Origin of the sequence: Aliikangiella sp. G2MR2-5, assembly GCF_015687155.1 — a bacterium.
Classification (GTDB): domain Bacteria; phylum Pseudomonadota; class Gammaproteobacteria; order Enterobacterales; family Kangiellaceae; genus Aliikangiella.
Genome location: NZ_JADPQF010000002.1, coordinates 114,412 through 132,311, shown reverse-complemented (window position 1 = coordinate 132,311; position 17,900 = coordinate 114,412). Strand labels below are relative to the sequence as shown.

Genomic DNA, 17,900 nt, shown 5'->3' with positions numbered 1-17,900 from the left:
GGTATATTTATTGCCTGAAAATAATTCTTAACATGAACTAGTGAAATAAATCGAACAAAGGAAAGTTAATTTGAATAGAATGTCACAGTTTTTAACTCATGCCATCCTGGAACCTGAAGCGTCTCGCCAAAGCGAAGAAAAGCAGTTAGCAAAAAATATATCTGGTGACTTTTATGTTGATCCTGCTTGTTATGCTAAAGCAGAAAAACGAGCTGACTGGTATCTAAATCAAATCCATTTATTAGCAAAGGCAGATGATAGTCTGGAAGAATTGACTAAAGATTTTTTCAATTGGAAAGAGAATTACAAAACTACCGGTTTGTTAAGTCTCTCCGAGCTGGAAAGTAGAGCACAACTACAGGCGAGTGTAGATAGCTGGACTTTTCTTGAAAAGTTAGAAGCTGATAATAAACTGAAAGAGTATCTTGAGAAATCAATCTCCTATCTCTTTATGCGAGATCTGGGAAAATCATTGAATGATCGAGATACTAAAAAGAAGCTAAATTCAATTGTAAAACGAATACATCGCTGGCTACGAAGCCGCTCTGAGCCATCTGATCAATCAACCGCACAAAAATTCAATGAGCTATGGCTTTACAGGAAGTCCAGAGAAATTGGTATTTCTTCTACTATTCAATGGTTGATGGGGAAATTGGCAACTGTTCAGGAAAAAATGCCCGAGCACCTTGACAAAACAAATGGCATGAGAAAACTGGTTAAAATCATAGCTGGAGTAATCCTTCATCAACTGATTGATTTGCCACAGGAACTCGATAAAAAATCTTTAGCTAGAAGGCTCGATAAAGCTATTCGATTAGGATATTGCTACGGACTCACTTATCCGCTGGTTGATGATTTGCAGGATTCTTCAAAGGCTCTCAGTTTTCAGGATAAACAAAAATTTAATCAAGCAATAAAGCAGAGCTTTCTGCAGGGAAAGGTTGTCGACTGTCCAGAATTTTCTAAGGACGTTCAGGAATCCATGAAGTTTGTATATCGTGAGTTGAGAGAGTCATTTGAAACGATTAAGGAAAGTCAGAGTGAAGAATACGCGAGAGAATTTTTTGAACAAGCGTTTATCTTTTTTACCGCACAGGACATAGACCGCCAACGTCGACTCGAGCATGGAGACTATTCAATAGAAGAACTTTACAATCCCATTATTCTTAAATCTGCCGGTTGCAGGTTAGTTGCAAGAGAGCTCGTTGATAGTCGCCGCAATGACTCATTTGACTATCGGACCTTTTGCTTCGGAATCTATAATCAATTTAATGACGATATCAAAGATATCTTTGATGACTTGCGTGAAGGAAATGTAACGCCTTATAGTTACTATCTTTTTCACCAGAAAAGCGAAGGCAAAATAACGCTCAATCCATACCGTATCTACTGGGCTGTTGTTTATTATCTGATAAATAATGTATTTGAGAGTCATCCACTGAGTAAGCAATTGCTGCTGGAGAGAAGCATCAATGCGCATAAAAATTTACGCTCATCTATCGGAGAAGAACAGTATCTCGAAGTCGAAGTTTCATTGTTAAAAACCGGAAATGAGCCCTTTGATAGACTCATTCATCAATTAGTTCGTACACCAAATGATATCGCCTGGTTTGACAAGTTGGTAAGTAGAGAAGTAAGTCACTTTTTTTCCACCAGGGAAGAAGATAAAAAGAAATTCAGAGAAAAATATCAAAATACTAGAAAGTTTGTTGATTCCCATGTTTTGCTCCCTCAGCACGCCAGACTGAAGAGTCAGGAATTAAGACAAGCTGCCAATTACAGTCTGGAAGCTGGCGGCAAACGAATACGCTCAGTAATGGCATATGTTTTCATGACTGAAAAGTATGGTTTTTCGGATAGAGAAACTGTTCCAGTTCTTCAATTGTTAGAGCAGATGCATACGGCATCAATTATTTTTGATGATAAACCATCTCAGGACAATGCGCCCATAAGAAGAGGCAGGCCTGCTTTACATACTGTTTGTGAAAGTGAGGCAAAGGCTGAACTTGCAGGGCTCTATTTGATGATGAACGCCGTTGAAGTTCAAACAAAAGTGAAAGGGGTCAAGCCTGAATATGTACTTGAATCTATTCGCTATGCAGCTAATACAACTCAGGCTATTTGTGAAGGACAGTTGCTCGATCTCGAGTCAGTGGCTGAATATACTGATGCACAAAAATTGCACGATATTTGTTTCCTGAAAACTGCTCTGGCAATTGAGGCCGCGGTAATGATTCCGGCTATATTAGCGGGAGAAAATGATATACAAAAAGGAAAAATCAAGTCATTTTGTCATCACCTGGGATTGGCTTTCCAGATTAAAGATGACTTGCTGGATGTAGAATCTAGCACTGAGGTTTTGGGAAAGCCCGTTCAGCACGATTCTGCGAGAAAAAAGGCTTCATTTGTAACCTGTCTAGGAGAAAAAGGGGCTAGAGATAAACTCATCGAACACTATTTCAAGGCTAAGGAAATTGCTACTACAATAGAGAACATGCCCAAATTTATTAGTGGGCTCGTTGACTATTTGGTTAATCGCGTAAACTAATTGCAAGCTAACGAAATTTTTAAAAGTGATGGACCACCAGGGGAGCTTCGCTCAATAGGCGGAAAGAATATATTTTAAAGAGTTGGGGCAATATGGTTTTGTTATTTAGCGCTATCACAGGATAGCGAGAGCAATTTAATTAAGAGCTGAACACTTGAAGTGATCCAGGTATTCATGCAAACTCCGGTAGTACTAAAACAATAATAGGGAGTTTATATGTCAGATCAGCATTACGCCCCACCGCAGGCAAATCTTCAGTCAAAGGGAGAGCTGGAAACATTACTTCAGCCATTGAGAGAAACCAAAGGATGGGCAAGAATGTGTTCAATCATGGGGTTCATTGGATGCGGGTTTATGATTCTTGCCGGTATTGCGATTATGGTTGGTGGCGCAGCATTCCAGCAGGCTGCCAATACCAATACACCGACAGGAATGGGAATAGGGATAGGGATAGGGATGGGACTGTTTTATCTGGTTTTTGCTCTGCTATATTTTTTTCCTAGCCTGTATCTATTTCGATATTCGAGTCGTATTCAACAAGCATTGGTCAGCCAGAGTATTGCCGATATCGCGGCAGCCCTGGAACAGCAAAAATCTTTCTGGAAATTTGCCGGGATTATTGTTTTGATTATGTTTGTGTTTTTTGCAATTGGAATGGTTTCAGCAATACTAATCCCTCTGTTAGTTCAGCACTAAAAGTATTCATGGGATTTGCCTTTAGAGTCCCGAGGCTGATAAACACGATTATCAGCCTCGGGAAATATAGGATTAAATCTAACGATTAAGTCCGAATTGAAGGTCGAAAAAATTCTTTATTAAATTGATTCGATGCATCCCTGTCTTTTTACCCCGAATACTATGCTTTTTGCCAGGGTAGTCCATAACATAAAATGGAATATTGTTATCCTGTAAAAGCTTGTAAAGTTTGGTGGAGTTCTTGAACAATACATTGTCATCAGCCATTCCGTGATAAATTAATAACGGACCTTTTAAATTTGTTGCGTAAGGAAATACTGACGAATTTTTGTAAGCTTCACTATCTTTGTCAGGATGTCCCATATAGCGTTCTGTATAGTGTGTATCATATAATTCCCAGTCTGTAACTGGTGCGCCTGAAACACCCGCTTTGAAATAATCTGGGGCCTTGAACATTGCCATTAACGTCATGTAGCCGCCATAACTGTGACCGTGGATTCCAACTTTTTCGCTATCAACCCAGGAAAACTGGCGCAAATATTTTACTCCTGCCACCTGATCATCTATTTCGACCGAGCCCATAGCGCGATAGATAGGATCTTCAAAGGCTTTACCACGATAGTTTGAGCCTCTATTGTCCAGAGTGAAAACTACATAGCCATTCTGCGCCATAAATTGTAAGAAGTAACTTTGCCAGCTCTTAGTAACCATTTGGGCATGAGGTCCTCCGTATAAAAATACCAATACTGGATATTTCTTATTTTCATCAAAACCGGACGGTTTGTACAAACGATAAAAGAGCTCAATCCCTTTGTCATTTTTGAAGCTACCAAATTCAGGTTGGATAAAGTCGTTGATGTATTCTGCCAGGGGATGATTCGCATCAACTTTATTCTCGTTAAGCCACGCGATAAGTTTGCCATTATTGTCCTTTAAACTTATTTGAGGCGGCGTTTTTGGAGAGGAGAAATAGTCGATATAGGACTGACTATCATCTGAAAAAACAATTCCGTGAACACCTTCTTCTTGAGTAATTTTATTAATTTTACCTCCATCCAAAGAGACAGAGTAAAGGTGAGTTTCTAGTGGTGAATCTTTTGTTGCGGTAAAATAGACAACTCTATTTTTCTGATCAAGGTTCTCAATATTTTTAACTACCCACTTGCCTTTAGTAAGTTGCCTGATTTGTCTTCCTCTATTGTCATAGAGATATAGATGGTTAAAACCATTCTTTTCTGAAGCCCAGATAAACTCCTGATTATTTTTGAGAAAATAGAGGTCGTTATTTAAGTTAATCCAGGTTTTGTTTTTTTCATTGATTAAGGTAATTTGTTCTTCGCTTTTCCAGTTATATCTGTTCAGCTTTAAGGTTTTTTGATCTCTGCTCTGCCATTGATAAGTAAGTCGATTGTTATCTTCCGTCCACTTGACTCTCGGCAGGTAAAAGTCCTTGTTTTTTCCCAGATCAATCCACTTTACTTTACCACTTTTTAATTCAGTAATTGCCAGCGATATTTCGACGTTGTTTTTTCCGGCAAACGGATAGCGTTGTTTAATCATTTTTATTTCGTCAGCATATATTTCCGTTCGTGTAACTTCTTCTACCGGACTTTCATCAACTTTAGTGAACGCGATTTTGCTTTCATCATTTGACCACCAGTAGCCAGTCATTCTATCCATTTCTTCCTGAGCAACAAATTCGGCCATTGCCATTCTAATATGGCCGCCACCTTCTTTAGTGATCTGCTTTTCAGTGCCTGTTCTAAGGTCGTAGACGTAGAGATTTTGATCTCTTATGAAGGAAACATAATTTCCTTTGGGGGAAAAGCGAATGTCGGTTTCAAATTCGGGCGTGGAAACCAGTTTTTCAGCCTTTTTCGATTGAAGATTATAGTAGTAAATATCGCCTGCTAGTGGAAATAATAGCGCAGTACCATCTTTGGACCAGCGGTATCTAACAATTCCGGTTCCACTTAAGCGCATACGCTCGCGACGAGCTTTTTCCTCATCTGAAAGGTTCTCATTGCCTGAGTGCAAATCGTCCGAATTGACTAGCATGCGAGTCTGGCCGCTTGGGATATGATACTCCCACAGATCGAGTCGTTCATAGTCTGTCTCTTTTCCCTTCAGGAAAGTGACTCTACTCCCGTCTGGAGAAATCTGGAGCCCTCTCATACTAGGTCCGGTTAACGAGGGAGACGAGTAAATTCGTTCGACGGTGAGCTTTTTTGCAGAAAGGAAGGGAGTGAAACCAAATATCAAAAGCCCCATTCCGATTAAAAGATTGCCAAGTTTGTATTTCATTAATTTGCCCGATCAATTTTCTGTAATAAGGCAGTGTAACCAGAAAAATAGAGTAGTCCAAGGGATGGCTAATGAATTTTCGGAATTTGAAAGTAGTTGACCGTCGTGGGTAAGACCTGATTGCCCATAGTCTCAGATTTGAATGGTGTCTCGCAAACACTTGAGTTATTTCAATTAGTAGCTATCAGGCAATGTGTGATCAAAGATCGGGAAAAACCTTAAATCACTTGATAAAAGATGCATATGCATCAATAATGAAGAGTGTTCAATGAGCTAGAGGCATGCGGTATGACCTGGATAACAACCATTCCTTTCGATAAGGCAACGGGAAAACTGAAGAAACTCTATCATAGAGTTGTTGGGCCTGATAATAATGTAGACAATATTTTATTGGTGCACAGCTTAAGGCCCCATAGCCTGGAAGGGCATATGGCTCTCTATAAAAATGTACTTCACCATAATGGTAATCAACTGGAAAAACACTGGTTAGAAGCTTTGGGGATCTATGTCAGCTATTTGAATGATTGTAGCTATTGTGTGGAACATCATTTTCAAGGATACAAACGCTTGCTCAATGACGATACTAGAGCGGAAGCCTTTAGAAAATCTATTGTTGATGACCGACTTAGTGACTCATTATCAGAGAAATACGAGACGCTTTTTAGCTATGCTAAAACTCTTACTCTCGCTCCTAATCAGGTTGAAGAGTCGTTGCTTAAAGAAATGAAACAAGCTGGATTTAGTGATGGAGAGATACTCGAAGTGAATCAGGTTGTCGCCTATTTCAACTACGCAAATCGTACAGTTCTAGGCTTGGGGGTTTCTACCCAAGGCGATATTCTGGGACTTTCTCCCAATAATAGTGACGAGCCTGACAATTGGGTACATAGCTAGTATAGAGCTGGGCAAGACATTATTTTATAAAAATCTTTATGCACGTCAGAACAAAGCTGGCTTGCCTTTTGTGTCGAGATTGAATGAATCCGTTTGAATGAGATAGAATCAGAGTAGTTGAATCTGTCCGGGATGTTTGCTGCTTGGCTGCCAAAGTTCTATCTAATTTATTTTATACTTTTGTATTTCTGTGCCTGTTGCTTTTTGTTCTCAGTGATCGGGAGCCTGGCGATAGCAGCACTAACGCCACGCAAACCAAAGCTCGGCAATCATCAACGAATGCTATTCATGACTCAAAACTTAAAAGTCAATATCCGGACTTCTATCAGGCTTATAATGAGGCACTAACAACAACTTCTACCAATGCTAAGCTGATGGCAATTCAGAAAGCGCTAAAGATTGCTGAAAGAAGCAATGTTGAAGAGAAACAGCCATTGAGACATCTCTATATTATGGCGGCCGATATTCATCAGGAGCGTTGGCATATGCGCTTTGCCTTGGACAATCTTGTCAGAGCACAGTCTTTGGGGTATGAGCGTAGTACCGACTCCAGAATTAAGCAGCTCAGGGAATATCTAGCCAAAATAGAGAGCGAGAGAAGTTTCAACAATGACTATGTCGCTACAAGAGGGAGTGGACCGGCTAAAAGTTTGACGGGAAAAGTCATCGTGGCCTATGTCTTTATTGATGATGGTATCAATACAAGGTGGAGCAAAACTGCTATTCAGCGAAGTCAGCAAGTGCTGGGAGAAGTTGAGGCTTGGAATCAGGACAAGGGTATTAGCTACAAGGTTGAAGAACTGAGCTTTACAAATAAAACGTTTCTTGTTCAAAGGAATCCTCATATAAATCGTCTTTCAAAAGTTTCCTACAAAAGTCCTCGCAAAGAGATAGAGTCATTTGTTAGTGCGATAGCAACTGGACTGGGGGAAAGAAGCATAGGAGATTTTATTGACAAGCAAATTCAAATGGAAGAAGCGGATCAGGGAGTTGTTATTCTTCATAGTAATTTTGATCAACGATCATTTGCCCGACGTTGTGGATATACCCATCAGAAAAATAGTTATAGAAATGGTAGGCTAATTACCGAGTTTATTTCACGCTGTCGGGATGAATATGTGATGCTAATGAATCAGGTGAAACGAAATCGTTGGGATAAACTCCATTATACTCAAGCACATGAAATGCTGCATTTATTTGGAGCCGATGACCTCTATAGTATAAAAGACGCTGCTAACTATGCGGTGACTGATATTATGAATTTTCATAGTAAAAAACTTGATGATAGTGAGGTTCACCCTATTACTGCCTATGCTATTGGCTGGAAGCATGAGAAGCCAGAAGCCCCATTTACAATATTAGAAAAATAATCAGAGGAAAAATTTATGGAAATAAGTTCACTCGAACAAACTTTTACATTTCTAGCGATCAATTTGGTATATGCTCTAGTCACACTCATTGTCAGCGTTTTCGCTCTAGTTGTTATTGATAAGTTTATTTTTACAAAAATAGATTTTATTGAAGAAATTAAGCATGGAAATATTGCAGCCAGTATTTTTCAGAGCACGCTTTTAATCTTTATCGGATTGGTCGTTGCAGTATCGATGAGTTAGTTTTTTGTTACTATTTACTTAATATTGTGCACATAAAGAGGTAATCTGAAGGTAAGTGTTGTTTGCTTTAGTTCTAGTGTACTTTGTTAGATAAAGTTAGCAAATTATAAAAGATGCAATGGTAAAGGAGTGTTCTTTTGAAAAAAAGTTTATTTATTTCAGGCCTACTTGTAGCCATGGTTGCTTGTGGCGGAGGCAGTGGAGACGGTGAAACGCCTCCTACTTCAGAATATATGTTTGAAATTACCGGACCGGCAGACAATACTGCCCGGGTTGGAGAGTCTATAGGTTTGGTTTTAATCGCTCCTGAGTCTGACATATCAGAAATTCAGTGGCAACAGATTAGTGGACCTAATATTGATTTTCTGGGGGCAAATCGAAAGGTTATTGGTTTTGATATTCCACAAATTGGAACCTACGATTTCAGAGTAACATTTAAAGACTCAGACGGCGGATCCAGAACAACAGATTATACATTTTCAGCTACCGATAATGAGCCTGTCTATATAAACGCGCGATTAGACCATGAAGCTAACAGTCAATCAAAAATGTCACTGGTTGCCTATGATAATTTTCCTGGAACTATCACAGATGTTCAGTGGACTCAGGTTTCGGGGCCGAATGCAACAATTGATGCAACTGATGAGCTAATTATCTACTTCACTGCTCCAACTGTTACCACCGATCAGTTGTTAGAATTTGAGGTGACAGCGAGCGATGATCAAGGTAATCAGGATACAGATTCTATATATATATTGCTTGAGCAGGAGTCCATAAATTCTGAGAGTTTATTTACCGATGGGCGATTTGCTGATATTTCATTGGCTGATGTCTATGCTTACAATAAAAGTAGTATTTACGCGGACGATCTTGAGTATTGTATTTATTCGAATTCAACAACCGAATACTGCAATTTAGGTCGTTTACCTTTTCTGGGAACTGTTAATGCTTCGCCATCAATAGATCAGGTGATGGATCGAGTTCTGGTTTCACATGACTGGATGGGAGCAAGGTTTAGAGATTTTCTGGAACAGGTTGATGTAAGTGGAGACATCAGAAGTTTATTGGGTTCGACACGAGCAATCGTGATTTCCTATGATATTAAGCCTTCGTTCTTCTGGTCTGGAACCGGCGCAATTTATCTAGATGGAAAATACTTCTGGGCAACACCTGAAGAAAGAGATACTTTGAACATCACTCCGGACTTCAGAAGTGATTTCGATAAAGATCTACAAATTAGAGACCCTTGGCGAATTGTTAAAGACAACGACTACGCTTACTATAATCCAGAACTAAGCTCTCGCGAGCCGAGAACTCTGGTCGATTCGGCTGCTTATACTTCACGGGTTCTTTACCATGAGCTAGCTCACTCAAGCGACTTTTTTCCGCCGAGAGTCTGGTCAAGTGCACAGGATTCTGATTATCCCTGGACTTATTCAACCCTTAACAATCCAGATTCAACAGCTCTTGCGAGTAATTATCGACTCACTTCTCAAGAAATGTATGAACTTGGTGAAGTAATGTTTCATGGCGCTACGGCTACCCAGACGCAAATGGATTATACTCCAGCACAGGTTAGCGATTTTTTCTTTCCCGATAATGCAACAAATACTTATAACTTTAGTACTATTCGTGAAGATTATGCGATGCTTGCGGAGGAATACATGATGTCCTATCGGTTTGGTGTTCAATATGATCAGGGAATTACCGGTTTAGCTCCTGACTATATTGTTTCGACGGCTGAGCGGGGGAGAGTTGGCCACAGTCGGATTATTCCTCGCGCAGAGTTTGTAATCCAGAGAATTTTGCCAAATGTTGATATCGTTGCGGCGTCGGCGTCTTTGTCTGCACCTATTACATTGACATCGGGAGTTAGCTGGTTAGACTCTATCGTTTCTCCTACAAGCGCAAAACAGATGGCTTCAAAGCAGCGTCTGGCCAGGTTTACAGACTTTGAAGAGTTTCGTCATGGAGAGCATGGTCTGGTGATTCGCCATCCTAACTTCTCTAAATAGGCTGAAAGTAATATCGAGCTAAAAAACCGCGATCTAGATTGCGGTTTTTTATTTATTCTCAGTTTAAAGAAATGTTTTTCCAACCATTTTTTTCCAGAATTATTTTTTCTGTTGGCCAATAGTGAAGGTCTTGTTTAATAGTTGTCACAGATTCTCTCCCCATTAAATCGATCATTCTTATTTGAATGTAGGTTTTGCTCTTATATTTGTTCGCTAACTCAAGAAAAGCTTCCATTGAATCGACCGTCTCTCCTTCAAATTCTACAATTCTGTTCATTGGTCTCAAATTATGTCGATTGGCAGGTGAGCCAAACCAATACCATGAAACATAGACTCCTTCATTTTCAATTCCATATTGAGTAGAGAGCGCTCTATGAGGTTTTTGCAATAGCGCTCCGGCCCATATTACAACCTCTCTGGTATCCAGCTGTGTGAGCTTTTTCGTTTCAATTTCTTCAACGATTTCTTTTCCCTCACGCCACAAGCGGATATTTACTTTGGGTTTGATAATTGCTTTGTCAAGCTCAGAGAAGTCGGTTATCGGGAAGTCATCGACTGCCAGCAAAAGATCTCCTTCCTTCAACTTATTGAAAGCATCCGAGCCGGCAAACATTTTTGCTATCTGTAATACCTGAGCATTTTTATTACTTTGCTGAAGAGCATTGCTCCATTTCTCATTTAGTCCATAATTGATTGCTTTCGCGATACTAATTGGGCGTAGCTCCACTTCTAGTGAATAATTTTCTATGTATCCTTTATTTTTCCATTCTTCTACCATAGCTTCTACCAGGCGAATTGGTAGACCTCTGTCAATGGTGGAGTTTGAGCGGCCAAAGTTATAATTAGTCCACCAACTTCTTACACGGTTGTGCTTGTCTACCAATACGCCACTTGCGACCTGAGGAGGATTATTGATAGCGATACCATTGACATTGGTTTCTCTGAATTGAGGGACTGAGGGTAAAGGGAGTACGAGTGGGTCTACAGAAGAGACACTTAATTTTTCTCCAATTATCCGATTGGCATTTTGATAGCCTACCAACCAGACACTTTCGCCTGCCGTAAGTGGCCTGGTATTCAGTTCAGCTTCCGCTAATACAGTATTTTTCAATAGCGAAGAATCATATTGTATCAGGGCAAAACTATGGGTTGGGTGTATAAAAAGTACTTCTGCAGGGAGCTCCAGAGAGCCTGCAAAAGTAATTTCAACATCAGCCATTTTTACCGGAACAGTATTACGATCAACAACGACCAGCCCTTTCTCAACGTCAACTATAAGACCTGTACCAAAGTAAGAAGGATAATTCTGGCCATCAATATGGTAAGGAATACTGGTCTTAACCATTACTAAAGATGAGGCCAGATTATTTACTTTCTTATTACTGTGTTGCGGGATTGTTACATTGCTAGCCCTGAGGTCCAGAGGTTGTGTTTGCCACTTCAGTTTTTTGCACGGCCAGATTCCTGCTTTATCGTCTCGCCGACAAAGTCTGCTGGAGTGCCAGTTAGTTTGAAACTTAACGTTTGCAATCTGAATATTCTGCGGTGTTCGAAAATGAAAATACTTTATTCTAAAATATTCATTCTGCTTGATTTGTATCAGCTGATCATATAGCTGTTGAATACTTTCAACAGGTAAGCCATTGAGTGAAGTGATTATACTTCCATTTGTTATACCTGCTTTTGAGAGCAGGTATCCTGGTGATGCGACTAGTACTCCCTTAACTGGCAAATTTGCTTGTCTGGCAAGTTGATAAGAAAAGTTATTTAAAACTGCTCCCCCAACTTCAAGAAATTCGTCGGGAGTAATTTCGTGCAAATCTGAAACAATTAATGTCTCAGATATCAATTTTCCCCGACGGGAAATTTTTATTGTAGCTTCTTTACCAACATTGGAGTCCAACAAAAATTCTACAGCTTCATATCGAGTGACATAGTCACTGGAATGATTTTTCATGTCAATGGATACTAGTATATCTCCAGGCTTCAGTTTGCCATGTGCGCTACTACCTGGAAGAACAGTATCTACTGTAAGTAATCCATTTCCCTTATTTCTTTTGCGAAATTGTGTCTCAATTGATGGGTGCAATCCAAGGCGTCTTGCCTCATCATAGGTTTGGTACGTGAAAGTAACACCTAGTGTACCTCTATCAATTTTTTGATTAGACTGGATCAGTTCTAGTGCATAGGCTACCTTGTAAAGCGGTAAGAAAAAACTGGAAGCACTTCGGTTATTACCTCCAGCATTTAGCGCGACAACGTTGCCTTTAATATTGATGACCGGAGAGCCCGAAGAACCTCCTGAGGTATCTGCGGCTGATTGAAAATAGAAAGTATTGAAGTCATTGTAGCCTCCATATTGATACATTGGGGCGCTGCGATCCAGTCGAGCCAGAGTTGCTGAGAGAATTGACATATGCTCGCCTGAATCATTGCCAATAACTCTAATTTCATCCCCAACTTCTGCTTCATAGGGGGCTAACTTTAAAGCGTTAGGCTCAATAAATTCCAGTGACTGCGGATCATATTGGAAAAAGCCAAAGTCGTGAACAGGATCTCTGTATAATGGTTTAAGTTCCACTTCTTCGCTGTTAGAGAAAACAGCTTGAGCGGTGACAGGTCCCGCACTTACTACATGGCGATTGGTCAGTATTATTCCTCGTTCCGCATCCACAACAAAGCCCGTTGCCTGTGTAACCGTACTACTTGCTGTGTCAAAAGGGCGTACCGCGTTTACTCTGATACTAACTACTGAGTTAGTCACCTTCTTAATCGTCTGATTCCATTTTCTGCTTTCTGCTGCCAATGCTTTTGTGCTAAGAGCAGGAAGGTTCAGGAAAGCTATTGAAAGAATTATGAGTAGATAAACGAGTTTTTTAAGGTACATTAAAACATCCTGTATAGGTGATGCCGGTAACACTATATTAATCAAGTGCTTTTATGTTAATCGTATTGGATGAGCTTAACTGTGAAAATTGTTCTGGCATAAAGTATTCTAGCAATTCGTTTAGGAAAAGGTATCCTTGTTCACTCGGGCAGAGCACTTCATTCGAATCATCGATTAGTCCCGCAGATTTAGCCTGTTCGATTGCAGTTGACAGGTATGAATAGATGAGGCCGGTTGATTCGAAAAAGAGAGATTGAGGCACGCCATTCTTCAGGCGCATTGCATTCATCATAAATTCTAGAGGCAATTCATTTTTCGGGATTACTCGACGCGAACTCTCAACCGAAGTAGACGGATTTAAATAATCTCTGGGATTACGCTTTTTACTTTTACGTATAATTTCCTGAGTATCCGCGCGAGTTATTTTGCCATGGGCACCGGCTCCAATACCGAGATAGTCTCCAAATTGCCAGTAATTCAAGTTGTGAACCGAAGGCGTGGTCCCCGCTCTTGAATAGGCTGAAATTTCATATCTCTGATAATTTGCATTTCTCAGTTTTTCAAGTCCTTGCTCACTTATTTCGTCCATAATGTCATCAACCGGTAGCTGAGGAGGTTGATGGTAGAAGAGTGTATTCGGCTCCAATGTTAGTTGATACCACGATAAGTGTTCTGGAGCGAGTGCTATTGCCTTGTCGAGATCATCCATCGCCTGTTCAATATTTTGTTCTGGTAGTGCGTACATCAGATCCAGATTGATGTTTTGACATTGTGCATCTCGGGCCATTTCGAAAGCTCGATAAACTTCTTCTGCTGAGTGGATTCGACCCAGGCTCTGAAGGTGTTTGTCACTAAAACTTTGAACTCCCATTGAAATACGGTTAATTCCGGCTTGAATAAATCCAATGAACTTTTCCGCTTCCGCCGTACCAGGATTGGCTTCCATGGTGATTTCTATATCTGAGTGAAAAGGCAATAGAGCTCGAATACCACTGAGCAGCTTCTCATAGCTGAGGGGACTTAACAGGCTTGGTGTACCACCACCGATAAAAATACTGATGAGTTGTCGCCCCCACACTTCCGGCATTTCCTGTTCGAGATCGAAAAGGAGGCGGTTAATGTATTCTTCTTCCGGTAGAGCACTTTTGGCCTGGTGAGAGTTAAAGTCACAATAAGGACATTTTTTAACACACCAGGGCACATGAATGTAAAGTGAAAGTGGAGGTGGTTGTGATATTGACATACAGGCTTACCTGAAGGACTACAACTTAAAACCGGAAACAGTCAGCAAGAGGTAAATCACTCTCTGCCACCATACAGTTGACTGAATAATAATTGAAATTGACGGAGCGCTTTTCCACGATGGCTCACCCTAGCTTTCTCATCCGGACTGAGCTGTGCTGCTGAGCGTTGTTGTTGCGGACAGTAAAAAATTGGATCGTAGCCAAAACCGCCTTCTCCTAGCTTTTCGTCCATTATTAGCCCTTCCCAGGCTGCTTGAGCAATTATCGGAGTTGGATCTTCTGCATGACGCATATAGACAATAACGCATTGATAGCGCGCACTTCTTTTATCCCGGGGAACTCCTTTCAAGGCGGTTAGTAGCTTTTGTAGATTTTCCTCATCAGTTGCGCTTTCGCCAGCATAGCGCGCGGAATATATTCCCGGGCTACCATGAAGGTAATCGACCTCAATACCGGAGTCATCTGATATTGCGGGTTTCCCTGTTTGTGCACATGCATTGCGTGCTTTCTTGATAGCGTTTTCAACAAAAGTCAGGCCATCTTCAACAGCATCAACGACCTCATATTCTGATTGAGGAACTATTCTAAGTTTATAGGTATTGAGTATATGACTGAGTTCTTTTAGCTTTTTTTGATTGCCGCTGGCAAGAATAATTTCGTCGGGCTGAATAGGCATGTCAATGTGTGAGTTGAAATTCGATAGTCCAATTATAACAAGTGTTCAGCAAAGGAGCTAACGACGTTTGCGCCGTTAGCCTGTGCTTAAGTGGGCTAGTTTGAATATAGTGTTTGTGAAAACGCCAGCGGAATTAGCTTACCCGTCTTTTCCGACTGTATTTGAAGGTCAAAAGTAACTTTTTCTCCATTATTAAAAGAAAATGTCGCTATATAGTAGATGGCACTTTCTTCCTTAATCTCTTTGAACGCTAGTTCCTTCAACTGTCCAGTTAAGTTTTTACCGTGCCCAAAAATATTAGCAATCACAGGCTTCCCTGATTTCTGTACCGCAATATTTATTAGTCCGGTTCTGCCGCCGCGAGTGATTCCATATTGCGCGGCAACTTCCGCGGGAATATCAATGCTGCTTAATGCATTATAATGGATGGTTACCTCTCCCACACTATGCTGGTTAGCGTTTAAATGCAGTGAGCCACACAGAATGACCAGGCTAGCTAGAATTTTTGCTCCAGGCTTAAGTCGGACTTTTACTTTTTTCATCAATAAATAGGGTTTGCTCATAGATAGAATGTTCATTATTGGCTCCTTGCAGGACTATTTAACACCTGTCGCACTATTGTAGCGCTGAATGACATGAGATATCCAGCTATTGGCTGTTAATGCACAATAGGAAGGAGGAGAGAGGAGGTCGGAAATATCTTGTATTTCCGACGAGCTGACTTTGATTTGTCTGCTAGAGCTAACGATTTGCAGAAGAGATTCGGACAATATTAGATTTCTCTTTTCGAGGTCGTTTATCTTGTAATGAAGAGAGGAATTTATCGGAGGTTTCAGTTTCCATCTCTATCTCTTCAATCAAACGATTGAGTCCTTTAATTTTTCCATCGAGATTCGCTCTCGATTTGGACAGTTCTGCGAGTTCCTTCTTATGGTTATTGATGAGTTCTCGCTGAACTCGTAACTGATGGGTTAGCGGACTAGCAACATTCTGAGTCCAGGAAATCAATTCTTGACGAGTAGTCTTGAAGAAAGACATTACATCGGTCACCGTTCCGGAGAAAAATCGCTTAACAGCAACGCTGTGCTCAGTAAACGTTGTGAATAAATTATTGTGAAGCTTTTCGGACTCTTTAATGATGGCTTCAAGATCTCTCCCTAATTTTTTTGCAGGAAACAGCTTGGGCTCCAGTAATTTCATATCGAAATCATCGGCAAACTTTTTATACAGCGACAAGGCCATTTTATTGGTCAGCTCAGCCTCTCTTGTCAACTCTTTCATAATGGTCCTAACGGCCACAAAGAATTGTCTCATGTGACGGAACAGGCCGACCGTTGTTTTACTGTTGACCAGTTCTCTTAAAGTAACTTCTACTTCTTTGGAAAGTACCGATGCACCGATACTTGATAAAAGTATTTGAGTCTGTCGCTCCAGCAAACGCTGACTAGGACGGATAGCCACTAATCGGTGTTCGAATTCCTTGATATCCTTTTCATTGGCCTTAATTAGCTCTGCAATTCGTGCTTTGCTATCTCCGGTTAAAGACTCGAGCTCTGCTCTTTGCTCTAGTAGTTTTTCCGATTTGTTATTCAGCAGTTGTTGCGCATCACTAATCAAACTGGTTGCTTCTTCGATAACGGTTTGCCAGATGACTTCTTCTTTATTTTCAAGCAAGCTTTCTGATAGCAGCGATTCCAGCTCGCTGATTTGGCTACGAATGAGCAAGGAGCGGTCATTTCTAACTTTTGCCACCAGCGCTTTTTGGGCGGAGACCGTTATCACCTGTGAAGGATCGATTTCCAGTTGACGCGCGGTAATAGAGACCATTTTCTTTACCGCCTTGTCGACCTTCTTACGGCTGCTTAGCTCGTCCCATAAAGTGTCTACTTTGTTAAGCACGGCATAAGTACCCAGTGCATTATCTCTTTCAAGATTCTTGATATAGCTTTCCCAAATTGCCATATCAGAGGCTGTTACGCCGGTGTCGGCGCCAAGTAAAAATACTATTGCCTGAGCTTGCGGTAAAAGCTTTAAGGTGAGTTCGGGCTCCGAGCCTAGAGCATTTAGGCCAGGGGTGTCGAGGATGCATAATCCTTTTTTCAACAATTCATGTGGGAAACTAACCAGTGCGTGGCGCCATGCGGGGATCTCGACCTTGGTTTCATCGTGCTCACTTTTTTCCAGCATTTCTTCTTTAAAACCCAGAGAGATGGCTTCTTCTGGGGTAACCTGTTTAGTTTGAGTGATTGTGTGTAAAGCGAGAGACATTTCTTGTGCACTTGCGGTCATCAACGGAACTTCTGTCCACTGAGCCGGCATCTTGCGGTATTCGCTAAGTGTGGTGGCTTCGAGTCGAGTTTCAATCGGCAGCAAGCGTAAATAGGGGCGACTTTCTCTTCGATCATAAAAAAGCTCGGTCGGACACATTGTTGTCCTGCCTGCTTCCGAAGGAAGTATCCGTTGTCCATAATCGGAAAAGAATAACGAGTTAATTAGTTCTGTTTTTCCGCGAGAGAATTCTCCAACAAATGCCAGGGTCAGATATTCACTTTTTAGTGGTTCCTGAAGGTCGAAAAGACGCTGATCAATAGTTTCTGAAAAGAGCTCATTACGCCTAAGCCAGAGTCTGAAACGACTCAATATGCGTCCAATATCAGACTTCCAAGACTCAAAGGTATCTATATTATCGTAAAATTCATTCGACATAGGCTTAAACTTGTTTTTTGAATCGACCGCTAATTTTCATGGATTTAATGTATTAACGGCAGATTAGTTTTTTTCTGTAACAGAATCTCTAAAACCAATGCAATCAACAGGTTAAGACTCTCTTTTGGCACATTATAACCGAACTAGTATAACAGAAATACGTTAATAATCCGCAGTATAGGTCACAAATCTACAGTAAAATCTAGGAAATTGGCAGGAGCTTATGGTTATGTGGTCAAAAAATGGTCTTAAAAGGTGCTGAGTAAAGTCCTGATTAAGGTACTTCTTACCGTTTTGCATCAAATAGCATGATATAC

General features: G+C 40.7%; 12 protein-coding genes. 6 read left to right on the top strand and 6 right to left on the bottom strand.

The genetic code is table 11. The features are described 5' to 3' along the window. Positions 1-79: 79 nt before the first annotated feature. A complete protein-coding gene (locus tag IYN84_RS07970) occupies positions 80-2,548 on the top strand; it encodes a polyprenyl synthetase family protein (protein WP_246722783.1) in 2,469 nt (822 codons plus the stop codon). Between the two features lie 216 nt (positions 2,549-2,764). After that, a complete protein-coding gene (locus tag IYN84_RS07965; protein ID WP_196138680.1) occupies positions 2,765-3,244 on the top strand; it encodes a DUF5362 family protein in 480 nt (159 codons plus the stop codon). Between the two features lie 78 nt (positions 3,245-3,322). Here IYN84_RS07965 and IYN84_RS07960 read toward each other — a convergent pair whose 3' ends face one another. Then, positions 3,323-5,548: a S9 family peptidase gene (locus IYN84_RS07960; protein WP_210330353.1), complete on the bottom strand. Its 2,226-nt coding sequence runs from the start codon at positions 5,546-5,548 to the stop codon at positions 3,323-3,325. A 288-nt stretch (positions 5,549-5,836) separates the two neighbouring features. On the opposite strand from IYN84_RS07960, the gene IYN84_RS07955 reads away from it, so the two are divergent. The 4 genes from IYN84_RS07955 (at position 5,837) to IYN84_RS07940 (ending at position 10,070) form a co-directional block, all read left to right on the top strand. Continuing rightward, the gene (locus IYN84_RS07955) at positions 5,837-6,442 is read left to right on the top strand and encodes a carboxymuconolactone decarboxylase family protein (RefSeq protein WP_196138679.1); all 606 of its coding nucleotides are present in this window, start codon (positions 5,837-5,839) and stop codon (positions 6,440-6,442) included. Positions 6,443-6,585: 143 nt separating this feature from the next. Further along, complete coding sequence (locus tag IYN84_RS07950; RefSeq protein ID WP_196138678.1) at positions 6,586-7,812, top strand: hypothetical protein; 1,227 nt, start codon at positions 6,586-6,588, stop codon at positions 7,810-7,812. 15 nt (positions 7,813-7,827) lie between these two features. Next, the gene (locus IYN84_RS07945) at positions 7,828-8,055 is read left to right on the top strand and encodes a DUF350 domain-containing protein (RefSeq protein ID WP_196138677.1); all 228 of its coding nucleotides are present in this window, start codon (positions 7,828-7,830) and stop codon (positions 8,053-8,055) included. 137 nt (positions 8,056-8,192) lie between these two features. After that, a complete protein-coding gene (locus IYN84_RS07940) occupies positions 8,193-10,070 on the top strand; it encodes a hypothetical protein (RefSeq protein WP_196138676.1) in 1,878 nt (625 codons plus the stop codon). Between the two features lie 58 nt (positions 10,071-10,128). Here IYN84_RS07940 and IYN84_RS07935 read toward each other — a convergent pair whose 3' ends face one another. The 5 genes from IYN84_RS07935 to IYN84_RS07915 all read right to left on the bottom strand — a co-directional run bounded on the left by IYN84_RS07935 (position 10,129) and on the right by IYN84_RS07915 (position 17,583). Continuing rightward, positions 10,129-12,957 (bottom strand): trypsin-like peptidase domain-containing protein, encoded by a 2,829-nt coding sequence (locus IYN84_RS07935; protein WP_196138675.1) that lies wholly within the window; start codon positions 12,955-12,957, stop codon positions 10,129-10,131. Between the two features lie 37 nt (positions 12,958-12,994). Further along, positions 12,995-14,200, bottom strand: a complete 1,206-nt coding sequence (hemW, locus tag IYN84_RS07930) for a radical SAM family heme chaperone HemW (protein WP_196138674.1) — start codon at positions 14,198-14,200, stop codon at positions 12,995-12,997. 56 nt (positions 14,201-14,256) lie between these two features. Beyond that, the gene (gene rdgB, locus IYN84_RS07925) at positions 14,257-14,877 is read right to left on the bottom strand and encodes an RdgB/HAM1 family non-canonical purine NTP pyrophosphatase (protein WP_196138673.1); all 621 of its coding nucleotides are present in this window, start codon (positions 14,875-14,877) and stop codon (positions 14,257-14,259) included. 95 nt (positions 14,878-14,972) lie between these two features. Beyond that, positions 14,973-15,455 (bottom strand): DUF4426 domain-containing protein, encoded by a 483-nt coding sequence (locus tag IYN84_RS07920; protein ID WP_196138672.1) that lies wholly within the window; start codon positions 15,453-15,455, stop codon positions 14,973-14,975. Positions 15,456-15,618: 163 nt separating this feature from the next. Further along, the gene (locus IYN84_RS07915; RefSeq protein ID WP_196138671.1) at positions 15,619-17,583 is read right to left on the bottom strand and encodes a dynamin family protein; all 1,965 of its coding nucleotides are present in this window, start codon (positions 17,581-17,583) and stop codon (positions 15,619-15,621) included. Positions 17,584-17,900 lie beyond the last annotated feature (317 nt).

Bases quoted from the DNA above. Each gene is read 5' to 3' on its own strand.
- rdgB (WP_196138673.1), bottom strand. From the start codon at position 14,877: ATGCCTATTCAGCCCGACGAAATTATTCTTGCCAGCGGCAATCAAAAA.
- IYN84_RS07965 (WP_196138680.1), top strand. From the start codon at position 2,765: ATGTCAGATCAGCATTACGCCCCACCGCAGGCAAATCTTCAGTCAAAG.
- IYN84_RS07935 (WP_196138675.1), bottom strand. From the start codon at position 12,957: ATGTACCTTAAAAAACTCGTTTATCTACTCATAATTCTTTCAATAGCT.
- IYN84_RS07915 (WP_196138671.1), bottom strand. From the start codon at position 17,583: ATGTCGAATGAATTTTACGATAATATAGATACCTTTGAGTCTTGGAAG.
- IYN84_RS07945 (WP_196138677.1), top strand. From the start codon at position 7,828: ATGGAAATAAGTTCACTCGAACAAACTTTTACATTTCTAGCGATCAAT.
- IYN84_RS07955 (WP_196138679.1), top strand. From the start codon at position 5,837: ATGACCTGGATAACAACCATTCCTTTCGATAAGGCAACGGGAAAACTG.
- IYN84_RS07970 (WP_246722783.1), top strand. From the start codon at position 80: ATGTCACAGTTTTTAACTCATGCCATCCTGGAACCTGAAGCGTCTCGC.
- IYN84_RS07960 (WP_210330353.1), bottom strand. From the start codon at position 5,548: ATGAAATACAAACTTGGCAATCTTTTAATCGGAATGGGGCTTTTGATA.
- hemW (WP_196138674.1), bottom strand. From the start codon at position 14,200: ATGTCAATATCACAACCACCTCCACTTTCACTTTACATTCATGTGCCC.
- IYN84_RS07920 (WP_196138672.1), bottom strand. From the start codon at position 15,455: ATGAACATTCTATCTATGAGCAAACCCTATTTATTGATGAAAAAAGTA.